At 73.1% G+C, this 16,622-nt stretch carries 20 protein-coding genes and 2 tRNA genes; 8 read left to right on the top strand and 14 right to left on the bottom strand.

Annotated features, from left to right (window positions below; genetic code table 11):
• Positions 1-82 precede the first annotated feature (82 nt).
• The gene (locus AB4Y76_RS01315) at positions 83-1,099 is read left to right on the top strand and encodes a LuxR family transcriptional regulator (protein ID WP_441921665.1); all 1,017 of its coding nucleotides are present in this window, start codon (positions 83-85) and stop codon (positions 1,097-1,099) included.
• Between the two features lie 129 nt (positions 1,100-1,228).
• On the opposite strand, the gene AB4Y76_RS01310 is transcribed toward AB4Y76_RS01315, so the two are convergent.
• The 3 genes from AB4Y76_RS01310 to AB4Y76_RS01300 form a co-directional block, all read right to left on the bottom strand.
• A complete protein-coding gene (locus AB4Y76_RS01310; RefSeq protein WP_441921664.1) occupies positions 1,229-1,384 on the bottom strand; it encodes a hypothetical protein in 156 nt (51 codons plus the stop codon).
• A 290-nt stretch (positions 1,385-1,674) separates the two neighbouring features.
• Positions 1,675-1,768, bottom strand: a tRNA-Ser gene (locus tag AB4Y76_RS01305).
• A gap of 69 nt (positions 1,769-1,837) precedes the next feature.
• Positions 1,838-2,299 (bottom strand): hypothetical protein, encoded by a 462-nt coding sequence (locus AB4Y76_RS01300; RefSeq protein ID WP_441921662.1) that lies wholly within the window; start codon positions 2,297-2,299, stop codon positions 1,838-1,840.
• A gap of 183 nt (positions 2,300-2,482) precedes the next feature.
• On the opposite strand from AB4Y76_RS01300, the gene AB4Y76_RS01295 reads away from it, so the two are divergent.
• Complete coding sequence (locus tag AB4Y76_RS01295; RefSeq protein ID WP_441921660.1) at positions 2,483-2,839, top strand: hypothetical protein; 357 nt, start codon at positions 2,483-2,485, stop codon at positions 2,837-2,839.
• Between the two features lie 46 nt (positions 2,840-2,885).
• Here AB4Y76_RS01295 and AB4Y76_RS01290 read toward each other — a convergent pair.
• The 4 genes from AB4Y76_RS01290 to AB4Y76_RS01275 all read right to left on the bottom strand — a co-directional run bounded on the left by AB4Y76_RS01290 (position 2,886) and on the right by AB4Y76_RS01275 (position 5,846).
• A tRNA-Ser gene (locus AB4Y76_RS01290) sits at positions 2,886-2,970 on the bottom strand.
• Positions 2,971-3,019: 49 nt separating this feature from the next.
• Positions 3,020-3,253 (bottom strand): biotin/lipoyl-binding carrier protein, encoded by a 234-nt coding sequence (locus AB4Y76_RS01285; protein WP_441921658.1) that lies wholly within the window; start codon positions 3,251-3,253, stop codon positions 3,020-3,022.
• A gap of 38 nt (positions 3,254-3,291) precedes the next feature.
• Complete coding sequence (locus AB4Y76_RS01280; protein WP_441921656.1) at positions 3,292-4,488, bottom strand: hypothetical protein; 1,197 nt, start codon at positions 4,486-4,488, stop codon at positions 3,292-3,294.
• A 575-nt stretch (positions 4,489-5,063) separates the two neighbouring features.
• Positions 5,064-5,846, bottom strand: coding sequence for a carbon-nitrogen hydrolase family protein (locus AB4Y76_RS01275; RefSeq protein WP_441921654.1), 783 nt, complete (start codon positions 5,844-5,846; stop codon positions 5,064-5,066).
• Between the two features lie 40 nt (positions 5,847-5,886).
• Between AB4Y76_RS01275 and mobA the strand changes: the two genes are divergently transcribed.
• Genes mobA through AB4Y76_RS01260 form a run of 3 tightly spaced genes read left to right on the top strand, consistent with a single transcriptional unit; the run spans position 5,887 to position 7,857 of the window.
• Entirely contained in the window at positions 5,887-6,474 is a 588-nt protein-coding gene (gene mobA, locus AB4Y76_RS01270) for a molybdenum cofactor guanylyltransferase (protein ID WP_441921652.1), read from the top strand.
• A 54-nt stretch (positions 6,475-6,528) separates the two neighbouring features.
• Positions 6,529-6,834 (top strand): DUF6457 domain-containing protein, encoded by a 306-nt coding sequence (locus AB4Y76_RS01265; protein ID WP_441921650.1) that lies wholly within the window; start codon positions 6,529-6,531, stop codon positions 6,832-6,834.
• Positions 6,835-6,888: 54 nt separating this feature from the next.
• Entirely contained in the window at positions 6,889-7,857 is a 969-nt protein-coding gene (locus tag AB4Y76_RS01260) for an NAD(P)H-quinone oxidoreductase (RefSeq protein WP_441921648.1), read from the top strand.
• Positions 7,858-7,864: 7 nt separating this feature from the next.
• Here the strand turns inward: AB4Y76_RS01260 and AB4Y76_RS01255 are convergent, their stop codons facing one another.
• The gene (locus AB4Y76_RS01255; RefSeq protein WP_441921646.1) at positions 7,865-8,335 is read right to left on the bottom strand and encodes a hypothetical protein; all 471 of its coding nucleotides are present in this window, start codon (positions 8,333-8,335) and stop codon (positions 7,865-7,867) included.
• A gap of 80 nt (positions 8,336-8,415) precedes the next feature.
• Between AB4Y76_RS01255 and AB4Y76_RS01250 the strand changes: the two genes are divergently transcribed.
• Complete coding sequence (locus tag AB4Y76_RS01250; protein WP_441921644.1) at positions 8,416-8,976, top strand: bacterial proteasome activator family protein; 561 nt, start codon at positions 8,416-8,418, stop codon at positions 8,974-8,976.
• 6 nt (positions 8,977-8,982) lie between these two features.
• Here the strand turns inward: AB4Y76_RS01250 and AB4Y76_RS01245 are convergent, their stop codons facing one another.
• Complete coding sequence (locus tag AB4Y76_RS01245; RefSeq protein WP_441921642.1) at positions 8,983-9,588, bottom strand: hypothetical protein; 606 nt, start codon at positions 9,586-9,588, stop codon at positions 8,983-8,985.
• Between the two features lie 4 nt (positions 9,589-9,592).
• Positions 9,593-10,411 carry a Cof-type HAD-IIB family hydrolase gene (locus tag AB4Y76_RS01240; RefSeq protein WP_441921641.1) on the bottom strand — a complete coding sequence of 273 codons (819 nt, stop codon included), beginning with the start codon at positions 10,409-10,411 and terminating at the stop codon, positions 9,593-9,595.
• 80 nt (positions 10,412-10,491) lie between these two features.
• Here AB4Y76_RS01240 and AB4Y76_RS01235 point away from each other — a divergent pair, with 80 nt between their 5' ends.
• Positions 10,492-11,064, top strand: coding sequence for a TIGR03086 family metal-binding protein (locus AB4Y76_RS01235; protein WP_441921639.1), 573 nt, complete (start codon positions 10,492-10,494; stop codon positions 11,062-11,064).
• Between the two features lie 61 nt (positions 11,065-11,125).
• On the opposite strand, the gene AB4Y76_RS01230 is transcribed toward AB4Y76_RS01235, so the two are convergent.
• The 4 genes from AB4Y76_RS01230 to AB4Y76_RS01215 all read right to left on the bottom strand — a co-directional run bounded on the left by AB4Y76_RS01230 (position 11,126) and on the right by AB4Y76_RS01215 (position 14,870).
• Positions 11,126-11,629 (bottom strand): GNAT family N-acetyltransferase, encoded by a 504-nt coding sequence (locus AB4Y76_RS01230; protein ID WP_441921637.1) that lies wholly within the window; start codon positions 11,627-11,629, stop codon positions 11,126-11,128.
• Positions 11,626-12,528, bottom strand: coding sequence for an HAD family hydrolase (locus tag AB4Y76_RS01225; protein WP_441921635.1), 903 nt, complete (start codon positions 12,526-12,528; stop codon positions 11,626-11,628). Before AB4Y76_RS01225 ends, AB4Y76_RS01230 begins: the two co-directional genes overlap by 4 nt.
• A gap of 5 nt (positions 12,529-12,533) precedes the next feature.
• Positions 12,534-13,826, bottom strand: a complete 1,293-nt coding sequence (gene serS, locus AB4Y76_RS01220) for a serine--tRNA ligase (protein WP_441921634.1) — start codon at positions 13,824-13,826, stop codon at positions 12,534-12,536.
• Positions 13,827-13,910: 84 nt separating this feature from the next.
• Positions 13,911-14,870 carry a hypothetical protein gene (locus AB4Y76_RS01215; RefSeq protein ID WP_441921632.1) on the bottom strand — a complete coding sequence of 320 codons (960 nt, stop codon included), beginning with the start codon at positions 14,868-14,870 and terminating at the stop codon, positions 13,911-13,913.
• A 164-nt stretch (positions 14,871-15,034) separates the two neighbouring features.
• Between AB4Y76_RS01215 and AB4Y76_RS01210 the strand changes: the two genes are divergently transcribed.
• Positions 15,035-16,621: a phosphatase PAP2 family protein gene (locus AB4Y76_RS01210; RefSeq protein WP_441921630.1), complete on the top strand. Its 1,587-nt coding sequence runs from the start codon at positions 15,035-15,037 to the stop codon at positions 16,619-16,621.
• Position 16,622: the final 1 nt, after the last annotated feature.

Here is a 16,622-nt window from a genome sequence, read left to right as displayed (position 1 = left end):
TCCGGCACCACCCGGACGGGTTGCAAGTTCATGTCCGAACAACCAGTGTCCGGTTTTGCAGGTTTCTGCGATCATCGTGCCTGTGAGTCTCGAGTACGACGCAGCCCACCGTCGTCTCCTCCAGAACGACGCCGGTGAGCTCTTCCAGAAGGTCGTCCTGGAGGGGTCCCTCGCCGCGTCCGACGAACGCATCGCCGCCGGCGGCCCCGACCACGAGTCGTTCGTCTTCCTCGTGGACCTCGGCCTGCTCGCCCTGGACCCGACCAAGGAGGTCTACCTCCCGGTCGATCCCGCGACGGTGCAGTCCCGCGTGGTCGCGCCGATGGGCCAGCGGGCCGCCGAGCTGCTCGCCGAGTCGACGAGCTGGGCGAACACCTTCGCCGACCTCGGCCTCGCCTATCGGCGTACGGCGCCGAGCGACCTGCCGATCGTGGAGCTGCGCGGGCTCCCGAACATCAACCGGTTCCTCACCGCCGCGGTCGGAGACGCGCAGAGCGAGCTGCTGACCGCGCAGCCGGACGGCGCCCGGCCGACCGCGATCCTCGACCAGGCCATCGAGCGCGACAAGCGGGCGCTGGCGCGCGGCGTACGGATGCGGACGCTGTACCAGCACTCCGCGCGACGCAGCGTGGCCACCCGCGAGTACGTCGAGGAGGTCATGCAGTTCGGCGCCGAGGTGCGCACGCTCGACGAGTTCTTCAACCGGCTGATCGTCGTGGACCGGCGGCTGGCGATCGTTCCGGGCATCGACGGCAGCGACGTGGCGATGGCGATCCACGACCCCAGCCTGGTGGCGTACCTGGTCGACATCTTCGAGCGCTTCTGGGAGCGCGGTCAGGTGTTCTCGGACCGGGAGTCCTCGACCGAGCGGGACATCGCCGAGGACGTGCACAAGATGACGGTCCGGATGCTCGTCGAGGGCCACAGCGACAACGCCAGCGCGAAGCGGGTCGGCGTCAGCACCCGCACCTACGCGGGCTACGTCGCCTCGCTGAAGAACGAGTACGGCGTCGAGACCCGCTTCCAGCTCGGCTACGCGATCGGACAGCAGGAGATCCGCGACCGGGACGCGGCGGAGGACGGCCCGCCGCCGGAGTGACCGGCATCGAACTTCCTGGAGAATTGACAAGGGCGGAGAGTGGGGGTCTCTCCGCCCTTCGTCACGAGACGGGCCTTGCGGCGTGACGCTGTCTGGGGGTCGACGATGCGTCCTCGTCCCGGGTCTCTATCAGCCCCAGCCGGTGTCCCACATGTAGGTGGTGACGCCGCCGGTGTTCCCGGGGCTTCGCGGTGCTGCGTCTGCGGCGGACGTCGTGCCGGCGAACACGCCGGTCGCGAGAACCGCTGCCGCGGCCAGAGCCGCCAGCTTCTTCATAGTGCTCATCAGGTGGGTGCCTCCCAATTTCGCCGGGCGCTCAGGGGACGCGACCGGATGTCCCTATCCTCCCGCAGTGCCCCGGTGCAGACCAGTACGGAGGCTGCCTCAGGAAGATGCACTGCACCTTCCTGCAAATTTGTGCAAGCACGCGCAGAAAGCACGAAGCCCCGCCGGGGAATTCCCAGGCGGGGCTCGCAATCTGGCGGAGCAAGCTCCGCCCTGGTTGCCCAGGGCGGAGGTGCTCGGTCTGGCGGAGCAAGCTCCGCCCTGGTTGCCCAGGGCGGAGGTGCTCGTTCTGGCGGAGGTGGAGGGATTTGAACCCTCGATGGGGTTGTAGCCCCAAACCCGCTTAGCAGGCGGGCGCCATAGACCGGACTAGGCGACACCTCCAGACAGCGAGGGCAAGATTACCCACCCGGTCGCCGTCCGGGAAATCGGCCCCGGTACCGGGTGTCCGGGTCAGATCCTGCGGTACCCGTGGCCGGTGTCCAGACGCCGCCGGAGCTCGTCCACGAACTCCTCGCGGTCGCCCTCGATGACGTTGACCGGGATCGTCGTCTGGCGACCGTCGCGCAGCCGCAGCAGGACGCACTCGGTGCCGCCGACCACGGCGGTGGTCAGGTTGTCGACGTCGGCCCAGCGGGCCCGGGTCGCGCCGGCGCCGCGGACGAAGCGGATCTGGTATCCGGTGTCGTCGAGGCGCACGACGTACCAGCGCCGGACCAGGAAGAAGCCGAGCGCGAAGATGCCGACCAGCACGAGGACCACCAGCGCGGTGAGCAGGTCCTGGGGAAGCCGGAGGACCGCGACCAGGACGGTCATCAGCAGCAGGACCAGGCCGATGCCGGCCAGGAACGTGCCCATCAGGCGTGCGCGCAGCGGCGCGGCCAGGCCGTAGTCGCGGGATTCGGTGCCGTTCACCCCCCGATTACATCTGGTGGACCGCGGCCCGGCGCAGCCGGGGTCGGCCGCCGGTCCGGCGCAGCCGGACGCGGCACGCCGTGCCTGCCGAGGAATTGGGACGAACAGGTCTTGCCTCGCGGTGTGGGCTGGGTCACACTCAGATTCCCTCCAACGCACGAACCCCCTCGTGAGGTGGTGGCCATGACCCTGGAAACAGCGATTTCCGAGCTGCGCCAGACGCTCGACGGAAGCCGAACGACCACCGGCTGGCGCCGCACGATGCGGCTACGTCTCTCCGAGGTGCGCGATGCCCTCGGCGACGAACGGTTCACCTCCTGGGACGGCTGGCTCGCCGCGCGCAGCGGGACCAGCGACCGCGAGCGCCAACAGCTGCTGGCGCGCATCACCGCCCTGGGCAACACGGTCCTGGACCGGCTCGACACGGAACGCGTCGCCTCCGAGGTACGCCGCCTGCTCAACGACCTCGAGCACTACCGGCAGAAGATGCACGACCTGGTCTACGACTCGGTCTCGATGGAGATCGGCGGGTCGGAGTAAGCACCGTTGGATCCGGCCTCATGGTCGGTCGAATCGGCAGCGGCAGCAGAGGGGGCGGGATTCGAACCCGCGGTAGGTCTCCCTACGACCGCTTTCAAGGCGGTTCCGATAGGCCACTCCGGCACCCCTCCTCGCGTCCGGCCGGGTCACCCCGCGACGCTCGTGGGCGAGTCTAGGACCTCAGCCGTGGTCGAGGACGACGAGGACGTCGCCCTCCTGGATCACGTCGCCGGGCGCGACCCGGACCTCGAGGACGGTCCCGCCGTGCTCGACGAGCACCGGGATCTCCATCTTCATCGACTCCAGCAGCATCACCGTGGTGCCGGGTTCGATCCGTTCGCCCGGGGCTACCGCGACCGAGAGCACGCTGGCTACCATCTCGGCGAGGATCTCGGTAGTCGTCGGTCGAGCCATGCGGCGACGCTACAGGGGGACCGCGGTTACTCGCGCGTTCAGTGCAGCGGCCGGGTGCGTCCGGGCTCGGGCCGGTGGGCGACGGCCTCCTCGTCGCGGCGGGCCCGGCGGCCGTGGCTGCCGGTGAGGAACTGCTCGACGCGGATCACCAGGTAGCCGATCACGACCCCGACGGCGAAGCTGTAGAGGCCCCCGAGCGCGATGGCGCCCGGCTCGAGGTCACCGCCGACGAGACGGGTCGCGATCGGCGCCGTCGCGGCCACGCCGAAGGCGCAGACCCACCAGCCCTGCCGGCGCCGGGCGCGCATGAAGACGCCCCAGACCAGCGCCGGGTAGCCGAGCAGCGAGACGATCGGGTGCGCCACCGCGCCGAAGGTCGAGCGGATCGAGGCGCGCAGGTCGTCCAGCGAGCCGACCATCTCGCGCGAGCCCCAGTGCGCCAGCGCCTCGCTGTAGGCCAGCGCCAGCGCGAGCATCAGCACGCCGCCCACGGCGACCGCGTAGCCGCGGCGGCCGAGGCCGTGCAGACCCGCGCCGAGCCGGTAGACGAGGGCGAAGGCACCGGCCAGGGAGAGCCCGAGGACGACGTAGCCGAACCGGTTCGGGTCGACCTGCGGCTGCGAGCCGGAGCCGTAGCCGACGACGCCGAACGCGCCGACCCAGGCGATCGCCGTCGCGACCAGCACCTCGCGGAGCGCGATCCCGAAGGTGGCGGCGGGCACGGTGGACATCACCGCCAGGGTCGCGGCGAGCACGCCGGTGCCGACCGAGGCGCCGGCGAGCAGCGGCTCCCAGCCGGAGACGATCGCGCCCACGGCGAGGGCCGCGCTCAGGCCCGCGGCCCAGAACGGACGGCCGCCGGTGCGGACACCGAGCCCCCAGGCGAGCCCCACCGAGACGAGTGCGGCGCCGACCTCCCGGACGAGGTCCGGTACGCCGTCGAAGGTGCGGGTGGCGAGCACGCCCGCGGCGCCGGCGATCACGACGACCAGCCACCCGGCCCGGACGCCGATGCTGCGCAGGACCCGCTCGCGCAGCGGGGGCGCGGTCCGCTCCGGCTCGGTACGCCGCCGCGGCGCCGGGGGCGGTGGCTTGGGGGCGGACCGCTGGGGGGACCGCATCGTCTGCCGGACCCGCGGCTGGGTCCGTGCCGAGCGGCCGTTCGTCACCGGGTGCTCGAGGACCGACGGGTCGCCGCGCAGCGGCTCGGTGGCCGGCTTCTCCGCGGTACGCACGGGTGCCGGCTCGGGCCGCGGGGCCGGAGCGGGGGGTGCCGCTGCGGGTGCCGGAGCGGGCACCGCAGCAGCCGGCGCGGGCGCAGGAGCAGCCGGCGCGGGGATCGGGGTCGCGACAGGCGCGGGTGCCGGTGTCGGGGCCGGTGTCGGGGCCGCTGCCGGGGCCGGAGTGGGTGTCGGTGTCGGTGTCGGTGTCGGTGTCGGCGGGAGGGCACGGCGGGCGCCGGGGGTGCTGCTGCCGGCGCCGCGGGCGACCACGTCGGCGAGCGGGTCCGGTCCCGGGCCGACGCGGGTCGGCCGGTCGGCTCGGCGCGAGCCGGGCGGCCGCGCCGCCGGACGCTCGCCCGACGGGACGAGTACCGGGCCGACGGCCGGCGGGCGCGAGGCCGGGCGCGCGGGCGGACGGGCGTGCTTCGAGCCCGGGAACGCGGGATCGGTGCCGTTGTCCGGCTCCGGGGCCGCCGTCTCCGAGTCGCTCGGAAGTGCCCGGCGGCGACCGGGCATACGGTCAGGACCGGACACCTGCTCCACCTTCGTCTGGATTGCTCGACGGACGTTTCAGCGTACCAACGCGGTCACAGCCGCCGGTTGCCCAACGAGGTGTTGCGCTGCCGGGCCTCCCGGACGGCGTCCAGGTCGAGCGTCGCCCGGAGGAGCTCTTCGCCCTCACTGGCCTCGGCGACGACCTCACCGGTCGGCGCGACCACCATCGAGTGCCCGGAGTAGCGCGGCCCGGGCTGCGCCGCCGCGACCACCCAGCACAGGTTCTCGATCGCGCGCGCCCGCACCAGGGTCCGCCACTGGTCCACCTTGAGCGGCCCGGCCACCCAGGCGGCCGGAAGCACGAGCACGTCCGCACCGGCCGCGGAGAGCGCCCGGGCGAGCTCGGGGAAGCGCAGGTCGTAGCAGGTCATCAGCCCGACCGACAGGTCGGCCACGCGGGTCACCACGGGCGTCAGCGGCCCGGCGGTGACGAGGTCGGACTCGCGCTGGCCGAAGGAGTCGTAGAGGTGGATCTTCCGGTACGTCGCGGCCCGCCCGCCGTCCGGCCCGGCGAGGACGAGGGTGTTGAACGGGCGCTCCGGGTCCTCGCTGGTCTCGAACATGCCCGCGAGGACGGCAGTGCCGCGGTCGGCGGCCAGTGCGGCGAGCGCCCCGGCGTACGGCCCGTCCAGCGGTTCGGCGTACGGGCCGAGGGCGGAGCCGGGCTCGCCGAAGTCACGCGCGGAGGCCTCGGGGAGCACGAGCAGGTCGGTGCCGCCGACCTCCGGCGCGAGCGCGCTCAGGGCCGCGCGGTTCTCGGCCGGGTCCAGGGACGCCGCGTGCTGCCAGACCGCCACCCGCAGCTGCTCACCCATGCGTGCAGTCTGCCACCGTCCGCGGTGGCAGACTGCACGCGTGGAGACAGCCCGGACCGGCGCGCGCTTGGGCGCGGTGATCCTCACCGGCGGCGGTGCCGTCCGGCTGGACGGTGCGGACAAGGCGTCCGTCGAGCTCGGCGGGCTCACCCTCCTCGAGCACGCGCTCGGCGCGGTGGTCGACGCCGCCGAGGTGGTCGTGGTCGGACCCGACGTGCCGACCAGCCGCCCGGTCACCTTCACCCGCGAGGACCCGCCCGGCGGCGGACCCGCGGCCGGCCTGCTCGCCGGGCTCCGCTGCTTCGCGCGCCGACCCGACTGGGTGCTCGCGCTCGCCGTCGACATGCCGCTGGTGACCAGCTGGACCGTGCGGCGTCTCGCCGAGGCCGCCCGGTACGACGGTGCGGCGCTCATCGACGACAGCCGCCGTCTCCAGTACCTCTGCGCGCTCTACTCGACCGACTCGCTGCAGCGGGTGCGCCCGTCGTACGAGGAGGAGCACGGCCTGTCGATGAAGGCCCTCGTGCACACCCTGCGCCTCGAGCACGTGCCCGCGGTCGGGCCGGAGACCCGGGACGTCGACACCTGGGAGGACCTCCTCCGGCTGCGCGAGGCCCTGGGCGACTGACCTGGGCAGTCGGACCTCTTGCGCCTCCGCCGGAGGTCGGCAATTGTGGGAAACGTGAACCTGCACGACTGGATCGACGAGCTCTGCGACGCCCTCGACGTCGAGATCGATCTCGACGAGGCGCTCATCCTCGACGTGGCCCGGGAGGCCGCGCACCAGGTCGAGCGCCCGGCTGCACCGATCACCGCGTTCCTGCTCGGGTACGCCGCCGCCCGGACCGACGGCGACCAGGAGGCGGTCGAGCGGCTCGCTGCCGCGGCCATCGACCTGGCCCGGCGCTGGGACAAGTCGGCGTACGACGTCGCGCACGAGGACGACGACCCCGAGGTCGAGGAAGAGCTGGAGTCCGTCGACGCCTGAGCCGGGCGCGGCGGGGTCGCGGAGCCGATGCGCCCGGGCCCTACGCTGATGCCCATGCGTGCCGTCGTCGTCCCCGTTCCCGGAGGGCCCGAGGCCCTCACCGTCACCGAGCTGCCCGACCTCGAGCCGGGGCCCGGCGAGGTGGTGCTGGAGGTGACCGCGTCGGCGGTCAACCGGGCCGACACCCTGCAGCGGCAGGGCTTCTACCCGCCGCCGCCCGGGGCCAGCGACGTGCTCGGGCTGGAGTGCTCGGGGATCGTGAAGTCCGTCGGTGAGGGCGTCACCGGCTGGGCGGTCGGGGACGAGGCGTGCGCGCTGCTGGCCGGCGGCGGGTACGCCGAGCAGGTGGCCGTCCCGGCCGGGCAGCTGATGTGGGTGCCGTCCGGGGTCTCCCTGGTGCACGCGGCCGCGCTGCCCGAGGTGGCCTGCACCGTCTGGTCGAACGTCTTCATGCTCGCCCACCTCGAACCCGGCGAGACCCTGCTGGTGCACGGGGGCGCGGGCGGCATCGGCACCTTCGCGATCCAGGCCGCGCACGCGCTGGGAGCGCGGGTCTTCACCACCGCCGGCACGCCGGAGAAGCGGGCCTTCTGCGAGAGCCTGGGCGCCGAGCGGGCGATCGACTACCGCGAGGAGGACTTCGTCCAGATCCTCCGCGAGGCCGGCGGGGCCGACGTGATCCTCGACGTGATGGGCGCCAAGTACCTGGAGCGCAACGTCAAGGCGCTGGCCACCGGGGGTCGGCTGGTCACCATCGGGATGCAGGGCGGGACCCGGGGCGAGCTCGACCTGGCGGCCCTGATGGGGAAGCGGGCCGCCGTGTTCGCGACCACGCTGCGCGCCCGCCCCACCGAGGAGAAGGCCGCGATCTGCAGCGCCGTGGAGGAGCACGTCTGGCCGCTGGTCGCCGACGGCACCATCCGCCCGGTGATCGAGGCCGAGCTCGACCTGGACGACGTGGCGAAGGCGCACGCCCTGATGGATGCCGGCGAGCACACCGGCAAGATCCTGCTGCGGATGTAGGGATCTCCTACTTCTCGGTGATCAGGTAGGTCACCGAGGTGCCGGTCTCGGTCCCGACGACCGTCAGGCTGACCGAGTAGTCGTCGTTGTCGTACCTGCGGACCTGGAGACGGCCGGCGTCGGTCTTCGCCCCGGCCGCGTAGCCGGCCTCGTCGAGCAGGTCGCCGGCGTCGTCGACGACGTCCTCGACGTCACCGGCCGGCTGCATCACGACCGACCAGGCGTAGCCGCTCCCGGGCTCGCCCGCCGAGGCGGCCGCGACGGGCGAGTCGAGCAGCGGGACGTCGTCCTTCGGGAAACCCTGCGGCAGCGCGGCGCTGACCTTGATCCGGGACTCCGGCACGAACGTCGCCGACGGCGAGGGATCCGGCGCGGCCGCGGTCCGCTCGTCCCCGCCGCAGCCGGAGAGGGCGAGCACGGGCAGGAGCGCGAGGACGGCGAGCAGGGAGGTGGAGCGCAACGTCAGGGGCGGCGTCATGGGCGGCATTGAAGCAGGTTCCCGGGCCGCGACGGGGCCGAACCGTGGGATGCCTGCACGGCCCGGGCTAGGCTCGCCGCATGTCCAGCCAGTCTGAGGAACAGCCCGATCCCCGCGTGATGATCATCGACCCGCAGGGCGAGCCGGCGGTCGCACCCGATTCCGACCAGGTCGCGGACGACGGGGCGGAGGGCGAGGACCCGGCCGGCCTGGTCGAGGAGCCCGCGAAGGTGATGCGGATCGGCAGCATGATCCGGATGCTGCTGGAGGAGGTCAAGGCCGCCCCGGTCGACGAGGCCGGCCGCACCCGGCTCGCCTCGGTGCTGCAGACCTCGATCGTCGAGCTCAAGGAGGGCCTGGCACCCGAGCTCGGCGAGGAGCTCGACCGGCTGATCCACCCGTTCGGCGACCAGACCCCCTCGGAGTCCGAGCTGCGGATCGCGCAGGCCCAGCTGGTCGGCTGGCTGGAGGGCCTGTTCCACGGCATCCAGACGGCGATCTACGCCCAGCAGATGGCGGCCCGGGCGCAGCTGGAGCAGATGCGTCGTGCGCTCCCGCCCGGATCGATGCCGCCGGGGATGCCGGGTGCTCCGCAGGAGGGCGACTCCTCGGGCGCCAGCTCCGGGGGCATGTACTTGTAGGACGAGTCAGCGGCGCGGGCGGTCCACGCCGGTGCGGCGGCGGCGTACGAGGGCCACGGCGCCCACGCCGAAGGCGACCACGAACGCGCCGATACCGGCTATCCGGACCAGGTCCGGGCCGCCGTCCTCGGGGGGCGGGGTGTCCCCGAAGGTGGGCAGTGGTTCGAACGGTCCCTTGGTCTTCGCCTGCACCTGGAGCACGACGTCGTCGGTGTAGGAGGTGCTGCCCCCGCAGAGGTCGGCGGTCATCCGGCCGGGGTGGCGGCCGTGGATGAAGAAGACGTAGCGCTCGCCGGTGGTGAGCTCACCGAGGCCGCAGGCGGCGTCGGACGCCGGGCTGACGACCTTCTCCCGGATGCCGGCGACGCCCTTGTAGACCTCGTCGACCTTGAGGCCGTAGGTCCGCTCCTGGCCGTTGGTCGTCGCCCACTCCAGCTCACCGCCGACGACCGTGTCCGCCCGGTCCACCTGATCGGCGACCGAGGAGCGCACGCAGCTGCAGGCCAGCGCGACGCTCGGGGTCAGCAGCACCATGCCGGCGCAGGTGCCGAGGACGACGAGCAGCGAGGCGAGGGCGCGCCGGGGCGAGCGGCCGCGTCGGGGGAAGGGCATGGGCTCAGTCTCGTCGGGCGCCGGTCGCGGTGTCGAGGAGCCGCTCGATGACCTGGGCCACACCGTCCTCGTCGTTCGGCGGGGCGAGGTGGTCGGCAGCCGCGCGGACGGTCGGGTGCGCGTTGGCCATCGCGTACGACGTCCCGGCCCAGGCGAGCATCGGCAGATCGTTCGGCATGTCCCCGAAGGCGACCACCTCGGCGCGGTCGATCCCGCGCCCCGTGCAGAACACCTCGAGGGTGGAGGCCTTGGTGACGTCGTACGCGCTGATCTCCAGCAGCGCCGTGGTCGAGGACCAGGTGATCTCGACGACGTCGCCGGCGGCCTCGAGCGCCCGGTCCCAGAACTCCTGCGGGCCGAGCTCCTCGTGCCGGGCGAGCAGCTTGTACGCCGGCCGGTCGGCGATCTCGGCGAAGCTGCCGCGCCGGGCGCCGTCGGGCACCGGGTAGCGCTCCAGGAAGCCGGTCTCCAGCGCGATCCCCTCGAGGGTCTCGACGGCGTAGTGCGTGCCGGGGATCGCCTCCCGGAGCAGGTCGGCGACCCGGGCCGCGACCTCCGGCGTGATCGCCCGCTCCAGGGCGGGGGCCGCGGCGGCGACGTCCCAGAGCAGCGCTCCGTTGGAGATGATCGCGTGGCCGTGGCCGCCGACGTGCTCGAAGACGTCCTCGGCCCAGCGCAGCGGCCGGCCGGTGACGAAGACCACGTCGACGCCGCTCGCCTCGGCGGCCGCGAGGGCCGCGCGGGTCCGGGGGGTCACGCTGCCGTCGGAGTGGACCAGGGTGCCGTCGAGGTCGGTGGCGATCAGTCGCACGGGCACGGTCACCCGGCGAGACTAACGGCCTTCCCCTGCGCAGGATCGCGGGCTAGTGTGTATTCAACCGTTTGGTTGACAAGGAGTCGGACATGTCGCAGCCCACCCCCGCCGATACCCACCGCGCCTACGCCGCGATCTTCTCCGGCGTCGTCGACGGCGTCGCGCCCGACGGCTGGGACGCACCCGCTCCGGTCGACGGCTGGGCGGCGCGCGACGTCGTGGGACACCTGGTCGAGTGGCTGCCCGCGCTGCTCTCCTCCGGCTCCGACGTCACCCTGCCCCCCGGGCCGGACGCGGCCGAGGACCCCGCTGCCGCCTGGGCGCACCACCGGGACGCGGTCCAGGCGCTGCTGGAGGACCCGCGCACGCCGGACCGAACCCTGACCAACCCGCACCTCGGCGCGCTGCCGGTCGACCAGGCGGTCGACCGGTTCTACAGCTCCGACGTCCTGCTGCACTCCTGGGACCTCGCCCGCGCCACCGGCCAGCAGGTCGACCTCGGCGAGGAGCGGTGCGCCGCGATGCTCGCCGGCATGGAGCCGCTCGACGAGATGCTCCGCCAGAGCGGTCAGTACGGACCGAAGGTCGACGTCCCCGCCGACGCCAGCGCGCAGGACCGGCTGATGGGGTTCATCGGCCGCGACCCGGGCTTCGGTGGTTGAGGTGCTCCGGAGCGACGCAGGAGCGTAGGAGCCTCGAAGCCCGGCGAGGTCCCCGCCGACCTCACCGCAGCGGCCGGACCATCACCAGGTTGCCGTCCTCGTCGCTTCCGCGCAGCCCCGTGAAGCCGCACTTGGCGAGCACGCGCACGCTCGCGGAGTTGCCCGGCTCCACGCTCGCCCGGACCCGGACGCCGAGCCGGTCGGTCTGCTCGAGCAGGCCGCGCAGCGCCTCGGTGGCCGCGCCGTGCCCGCGGGCGTCCTCGACGAGCCCGTAGCCGACCTCGACCTCGGCCACGCCGTCATCGGCCGGCGCCGGCGGGCCGAAGAAGCCGATCCCACCGACCACCAGCGAGTCGAACGCGCGGACGACGTGCCGCGGACCCCAGGTGCTGCCGTCGTCGCGGACCATCGACGCCGCGTCCAGGTCGTCCTGCCGCGGGTACCCCGGCGCGAAGGCCGGACCCCGCCCGCCGGCGAGCATCGCCTGCGCCTCCTCGTAGCCGACCAGCTCCAGCCGCAGCCGGGCGGTGGTGACGAGCAGGTCCGGCTGGTCGGGTGCGGTCACGGAAGCCCTTGGGTTGAGGAGGGCGCTCCGCGCCCGTCACGAAACCACCGACGCAGCTCGACCGCGGCGCCGTCCTCGCGGACCGTCGGTACGACGGCGTCGGCGGCCTCCTTGACCACGTCCGGCGCCTGGCCCATGGCCACGCCGCGACCGACCCAGGTGAGCATCTCGATGTCGTTGCGGCCGTCCCCGATCGCGAGCACGTCCGCGGCGTCCACCCCGAGCTCCTGGCACACCCACTGCAGGCCGCTGGCCTTGCTGACACCCTCGGGCGCCAGGTCGAGCCACGCGGTCCAGCCGATGAAGTAGTTGGTGCCGTGCAGGCCGAGCTGCTTGGCCAGGTTGACGAAGTCCTCCGAGGTCGAGTCCGGGTCGCGGATGATCACGCGGCTCACGTCGGTCGAGATCATCTCCTCGAGGTCGCAGATGATCATCTCGCCGTCGAGCTCGCCCGGCGGGAAGAGCCGGTTCACCCGGTAGCCGATCCCGTGCTCCTCGACCGCGACCGCGGCGCCCGGCACGTGCTCCAACACCGTCCGCACGGCCTCGCCGGCGTCGAAGGTGACCTCGTGGACGACCTCCATCGGCGCGTGCCGGAAGACCACCGAGCCGTTCGAGGCGACCACGTGCAACCGGTCGCCGCGCAGCTCCTGGACGAGCTCGGTCAGGCCGATCCGGTCGGCGACGCCGGCCATGCTCAGCGGCGCCCGGCCGGAGGCGAGCACGACGTGCGCGCCCGCCCGCGCGATCGCCAGCACGGCCTCGCGCACGGCGTCGGTCATCACCTCCGAGGCGAACCCGTTCTCCAGGTCCGGGATCAGCAGGGTGCCGTCGATGTCGAGCGCGACGAGCCGGGGCGTCCAGCCCTGGCCCACGCTCCGGGCGTCCCCCTCGGACACCACGCTCAGGCCCCGGCGACCGGGGTGAGCACCTCGCGGCCCAGCCACTTCTGCAGCGCCTTCGGCACCCGTACCGAGCCATCCGGCTGCTGGTGGGTCTCCAGGATCGCGACGATCGTCCGGGTCATCGCGCAGAGCGTGCCGTTCAGCGTCGAGATCGGCCGGACCTCCTGCTTGCCGTCCTCGCCGGGGAAGCGGCCGCGGGTCTCCAGGCGCCGGGTCTGGAACTCGGTGCAGTTCGACGTCGAGGTGAGCTCGCGGTACTTGCCCTGCGTCGGGATCCAGGCCTCGCAGTCGAACTTCCGCTGCGCCGACAGGCCGAGGTCGCCGGCGGCCACGTCGATGACCCGGTAGGCCAGCTCGAGCTTGTCGAGGAACTCCTTCTCCCAGGCCAGCAGCCGCTGGTGCTCGGCGTAGGAGTCCTCGGTGGTGGTGTAGACGAACATCTCCACCTTGTCGAACCAGTGCACCCGGATGATGCCCTTGGTGTCCTTGCCGTGCGAGCCGGCCTCCTTGCGGAAGCACGGGCTGAACGCGGCGTACCGGCGCGGCAGCGAGGCCGCGTCCAGGATCTCCTCGGAGTGGTACGCCGCCATCGGCACCTCCGAGGTGCCGACCAGGTACATGTCCTGGCCCTCGATCCGGTAGACGTCGTCGGCGGCCTGGCCGAGGAAGCCGGTCCCGGCCATCGCCTCCGGCTTGACCAGCGACGGCGCGATCACCTGGGTGAACCCGGCCTCACGGGCCTGCTCCATGGCGAGGTTGATGAGCGCGAACTCCAGCTCGGCGCCGACGCCGGTGAGGAAGTAGAAGCGCGACCCGGAGACCTTCGCGCCGCGGTCGAGGTCGATCGCGCCGAGGATCCGGCCGAGCTCGACGTGGTCGCGGGGCTCGAAGCCCTCGGCCGCGAAGTCTCGCGGCGTGCCGACGGTCTCGAGCACGACGAAGTCGTCCTCGCCGCCGGCCGGCGCCTCGTCGGCGGCCGGGTTCGGGATCGCCAGCACCGCGTCGCGCCAGGCCTGCTCGGCCTCGCCGGCGGCGGCCTCCGCGGCCTTCACCTCGGCCGAGAGACCTTTGGTCCGCTCCAGCAGCGCGGCCTTCTCCTCGCCCTGCGCCTGCGGGATCTGCTTGCTCAGCTGCTTCTGCTCCGCGCGGAGCGCCTCGAAGGCGATGATCGCGGCTCGGCGCCCCTCGTCCGCGGCGAGCGCGACGTCGACCACGTCCCCGGAGAGCCCGCGCTTGGCCTGGGCGGCGCGGATCAGGTCGGGGTTCTCTCGGAGCAGGCGCGGATCGATCACCCGGTGAGGATATCCGCCGGAGGCCGCGGTCCCGGTAACGGTTTCCCCAGCCCTCCTCCGGCCGGCCTCAGGAGACCGGCCGCCTCAGGAGACCGGGGCCTCAGGAACGGGCGGGAGTACCACGGCCAGCTCGGAGGCGACGCCGGGGACGACGTCGCGCGACGGCGTACCGACCTGCTTCCAGGTGCTGCCGCCCTTCTCGACCCGGTAGGCCCGGATGCTCGGGGTGTCGGCGCAGAACAGCCAGGTCTCGCCGGCCTTCGTGGTGAAGCCGCCGGCGAACCCGCAGGGCATCTCCGGCAGGCCCTCGACCGGGGTGCCGTCGTAGGAGAGCAGGGTGCCGCCCTGGCGCCGCACCGGTCGGAGGTCGGAGTCGCCGTTGCCGGCCGGGACCGTCTCGTCGCTGTCGATCGACTCGACGTACGGCTCACCGGTGTTCTTGTCGAAGCCGTTGCCGAAGATCCAGCCGTCCTTCAGCGGGAGGGTCCCGTCCTGGGTGGCCTTCTCCTTCCCCAGGTCGACCTTCCAGACCCGGTTCGCCGAGTCCACCACCCGCAGCAGGGACGGGTTCTCGGGGTCGAAGGCCGCCGCGGCCGGGACCAGTCCGGGCTGGCCGGACCAGGTCCGCACCGGCACCGCGCGCTGCCCCTCGCCGTCGACCGCGTAGAGCGTGACCCGCCCGGCCTTGGCGTCGGCGTCCGCGACCCGGGTGTCGAGCAGGCTCCAGGCGTGGTCCGCGGAGAGCAGCAGCGCCTGCTGGTCGGCGTACGCGTCGCCGGCGAGGACACCCGGCAGGCGTCGTACCTGCGCGGCGCCGGTGCCCGGGTCGTAGCGGACCAGGACGGCGCGGGACTCCTCGCCGTCGGCACCCTCGGCGGTGTTGAACCGCAGCAGCCAGTAGCCGTCCGTGGCCGCGGACGACGGCGACGCCGACTCCGTGGGGCCGGCTGCCGACGGCTCGTCCCCGCACCCGGCGGCGAGCAGTGCGACGGCCAGCAGCACACCGCCGGCGAGCCCTGCACGGGTGCGGGAAAGGAACGTCATCGGTACTCCCGGCGGACGTCGTGGGCCGAACTGCACTTGCTCCGAGTGTGGCAGAAGGACTCCTCCAGGGGCAGCCACCTGGGCAGCCACCTGGGCAGCCACCTGGGCTGCCACCTGGGCGGACGCCGGCCGCCGGACGCCGGCCCGGCGGTTACCATCGCGCCGTGATCGAGTCCCCCCGTCAGCGCTGGACGGTGCTCTCCTGGGCCGTGGCCTGCGCGCTGCTCTTCACGGCCCTGGCCGTGCTGGTGAGCAACGAGGCCGCGTTCCTGCTCGACCTCGACGACCGGGTCGCCACCTGGCCGTTCGAGGTGACCTCGGAGCACGACTGGCTGCGCTCGGCGGCGATCGGCACCGCCCACGCCGCCGGCACCCTGGCGATGACGGTCCTCACCGCGGTCGTCGTGGTGGCGCTCGCGTTCAAGGGCTACCGGCGGGCCGCGATCTGGACCGCCGGGGTGATGGCGGTGACCGGCCTGGCGACCCGCCTGCTCAAGCAGCTCGTCGACCGCGACCGCCCGGTCTGGGACGTCCCGATCCAGACGCTGCACTCGGCCTCCTTCCCCTCCGGGCACGCCTCGGGGATAGCGGCCGCCGCCGGTGTGACGATCGTGCTGGCCACCATGCTCGTACGCCGCCGCGGCCTGCGCCGGCTGATCGGGACCGTCGCCGTCCTGGTCGCGCTCGTCGTCGGCGCCGACCGGATCTTCCTGGGCGTCCACTACCTCAGCGACGTGATCGGCGGGTACCTGCTGGGCGCGTTCGTGGTCCTGGTCGGCCTGCTCGTCTTCGACCCCCAGCCGCGCTCGATCGCCCGGGACAACGACCCGCTCCCCGAGGCGATCCCCACCACCACCCGCCGGGTCGCGGCGATCCTCAACCCGATCAAGGTCGACGACCCGGCCGGCTTCCGGGCGATGGTCGACAAGATGGCGGCCGAGTCCGGCTGGAGCGGCGTCTCCTGGTGGGAGACCACCGTCGAGGACACCGGCTACGGGATGGCGCACGAGGCCGCCGTCTCGGGCGTCGACCTGGTGATCGCGATCGGCGGCGACGGCACCATCCGGGCGGTCTGCGAGGAGCTCGCCGGCACCGGTGTCCCGGTCGGCATCGTGCCCGCCGGCACCGGGAACCTGCTCGCCCGCAACCTCTCCGTCCCGCTCTACCTGCGTGCCGCCGTCGACGTCGCGCTCAACGGCCAGGACCGGGCCATCGACATGGTCCGGGTGACCGGCGACGAGATGGACGAGGCGAACTTCCTGGTGATGGCCGGGATGGGCTTCGACGCCGCCATGATGGAGGGCGTCAACGAGGACTTCAAGAAGAAGATCGGCTGGCTCGCCTACGCCTGGTCCGCCCTGAAGGCGCTGATGTTCCCGGCGATCAAGGTGGAGGTCTCGGTCGACGGCGGCGAGCCGACGACGCACCGCGCCCGGACCGTCGTGATCGGCAACGTCGGCTATCTCCAGGCCGGGATGCCGCTGATCCCCGACGCCGCGATCGACGACGGCCAGCTCGACGTCGTGCTGCTCTACCCGCGCCGGTTCCTGTCCTGGGTGCCGCTGGCCGCCCGGATCCTGACCCGGAACAAGCGCACCGACGAGACCATCACCCGGATGTCGGGACGCTCGGTCGTCGTACGGGCGAGCGCGTCGGCGCCGCGCCAGCTCGACGGCGACCTGATCGCGTCGGGTCGCGAGCTGCGGGCCGAGTGCCTGCACGGCCGGCTGCTGGTCCGCGTCCCGCGCTGAC

It is taken from the genome of Marmoricola sp. RAF53 (assembly GCF_052114005.1).
Taxonomy (GTDB): Bacteria; Actinomycetota; Actinomycetes; order Propionibacteriales; family Nocardioidaceae; genus Marmoricola.
This window is presented reverse-complemented; position numbering and strand designations above follow the sequence as displayed.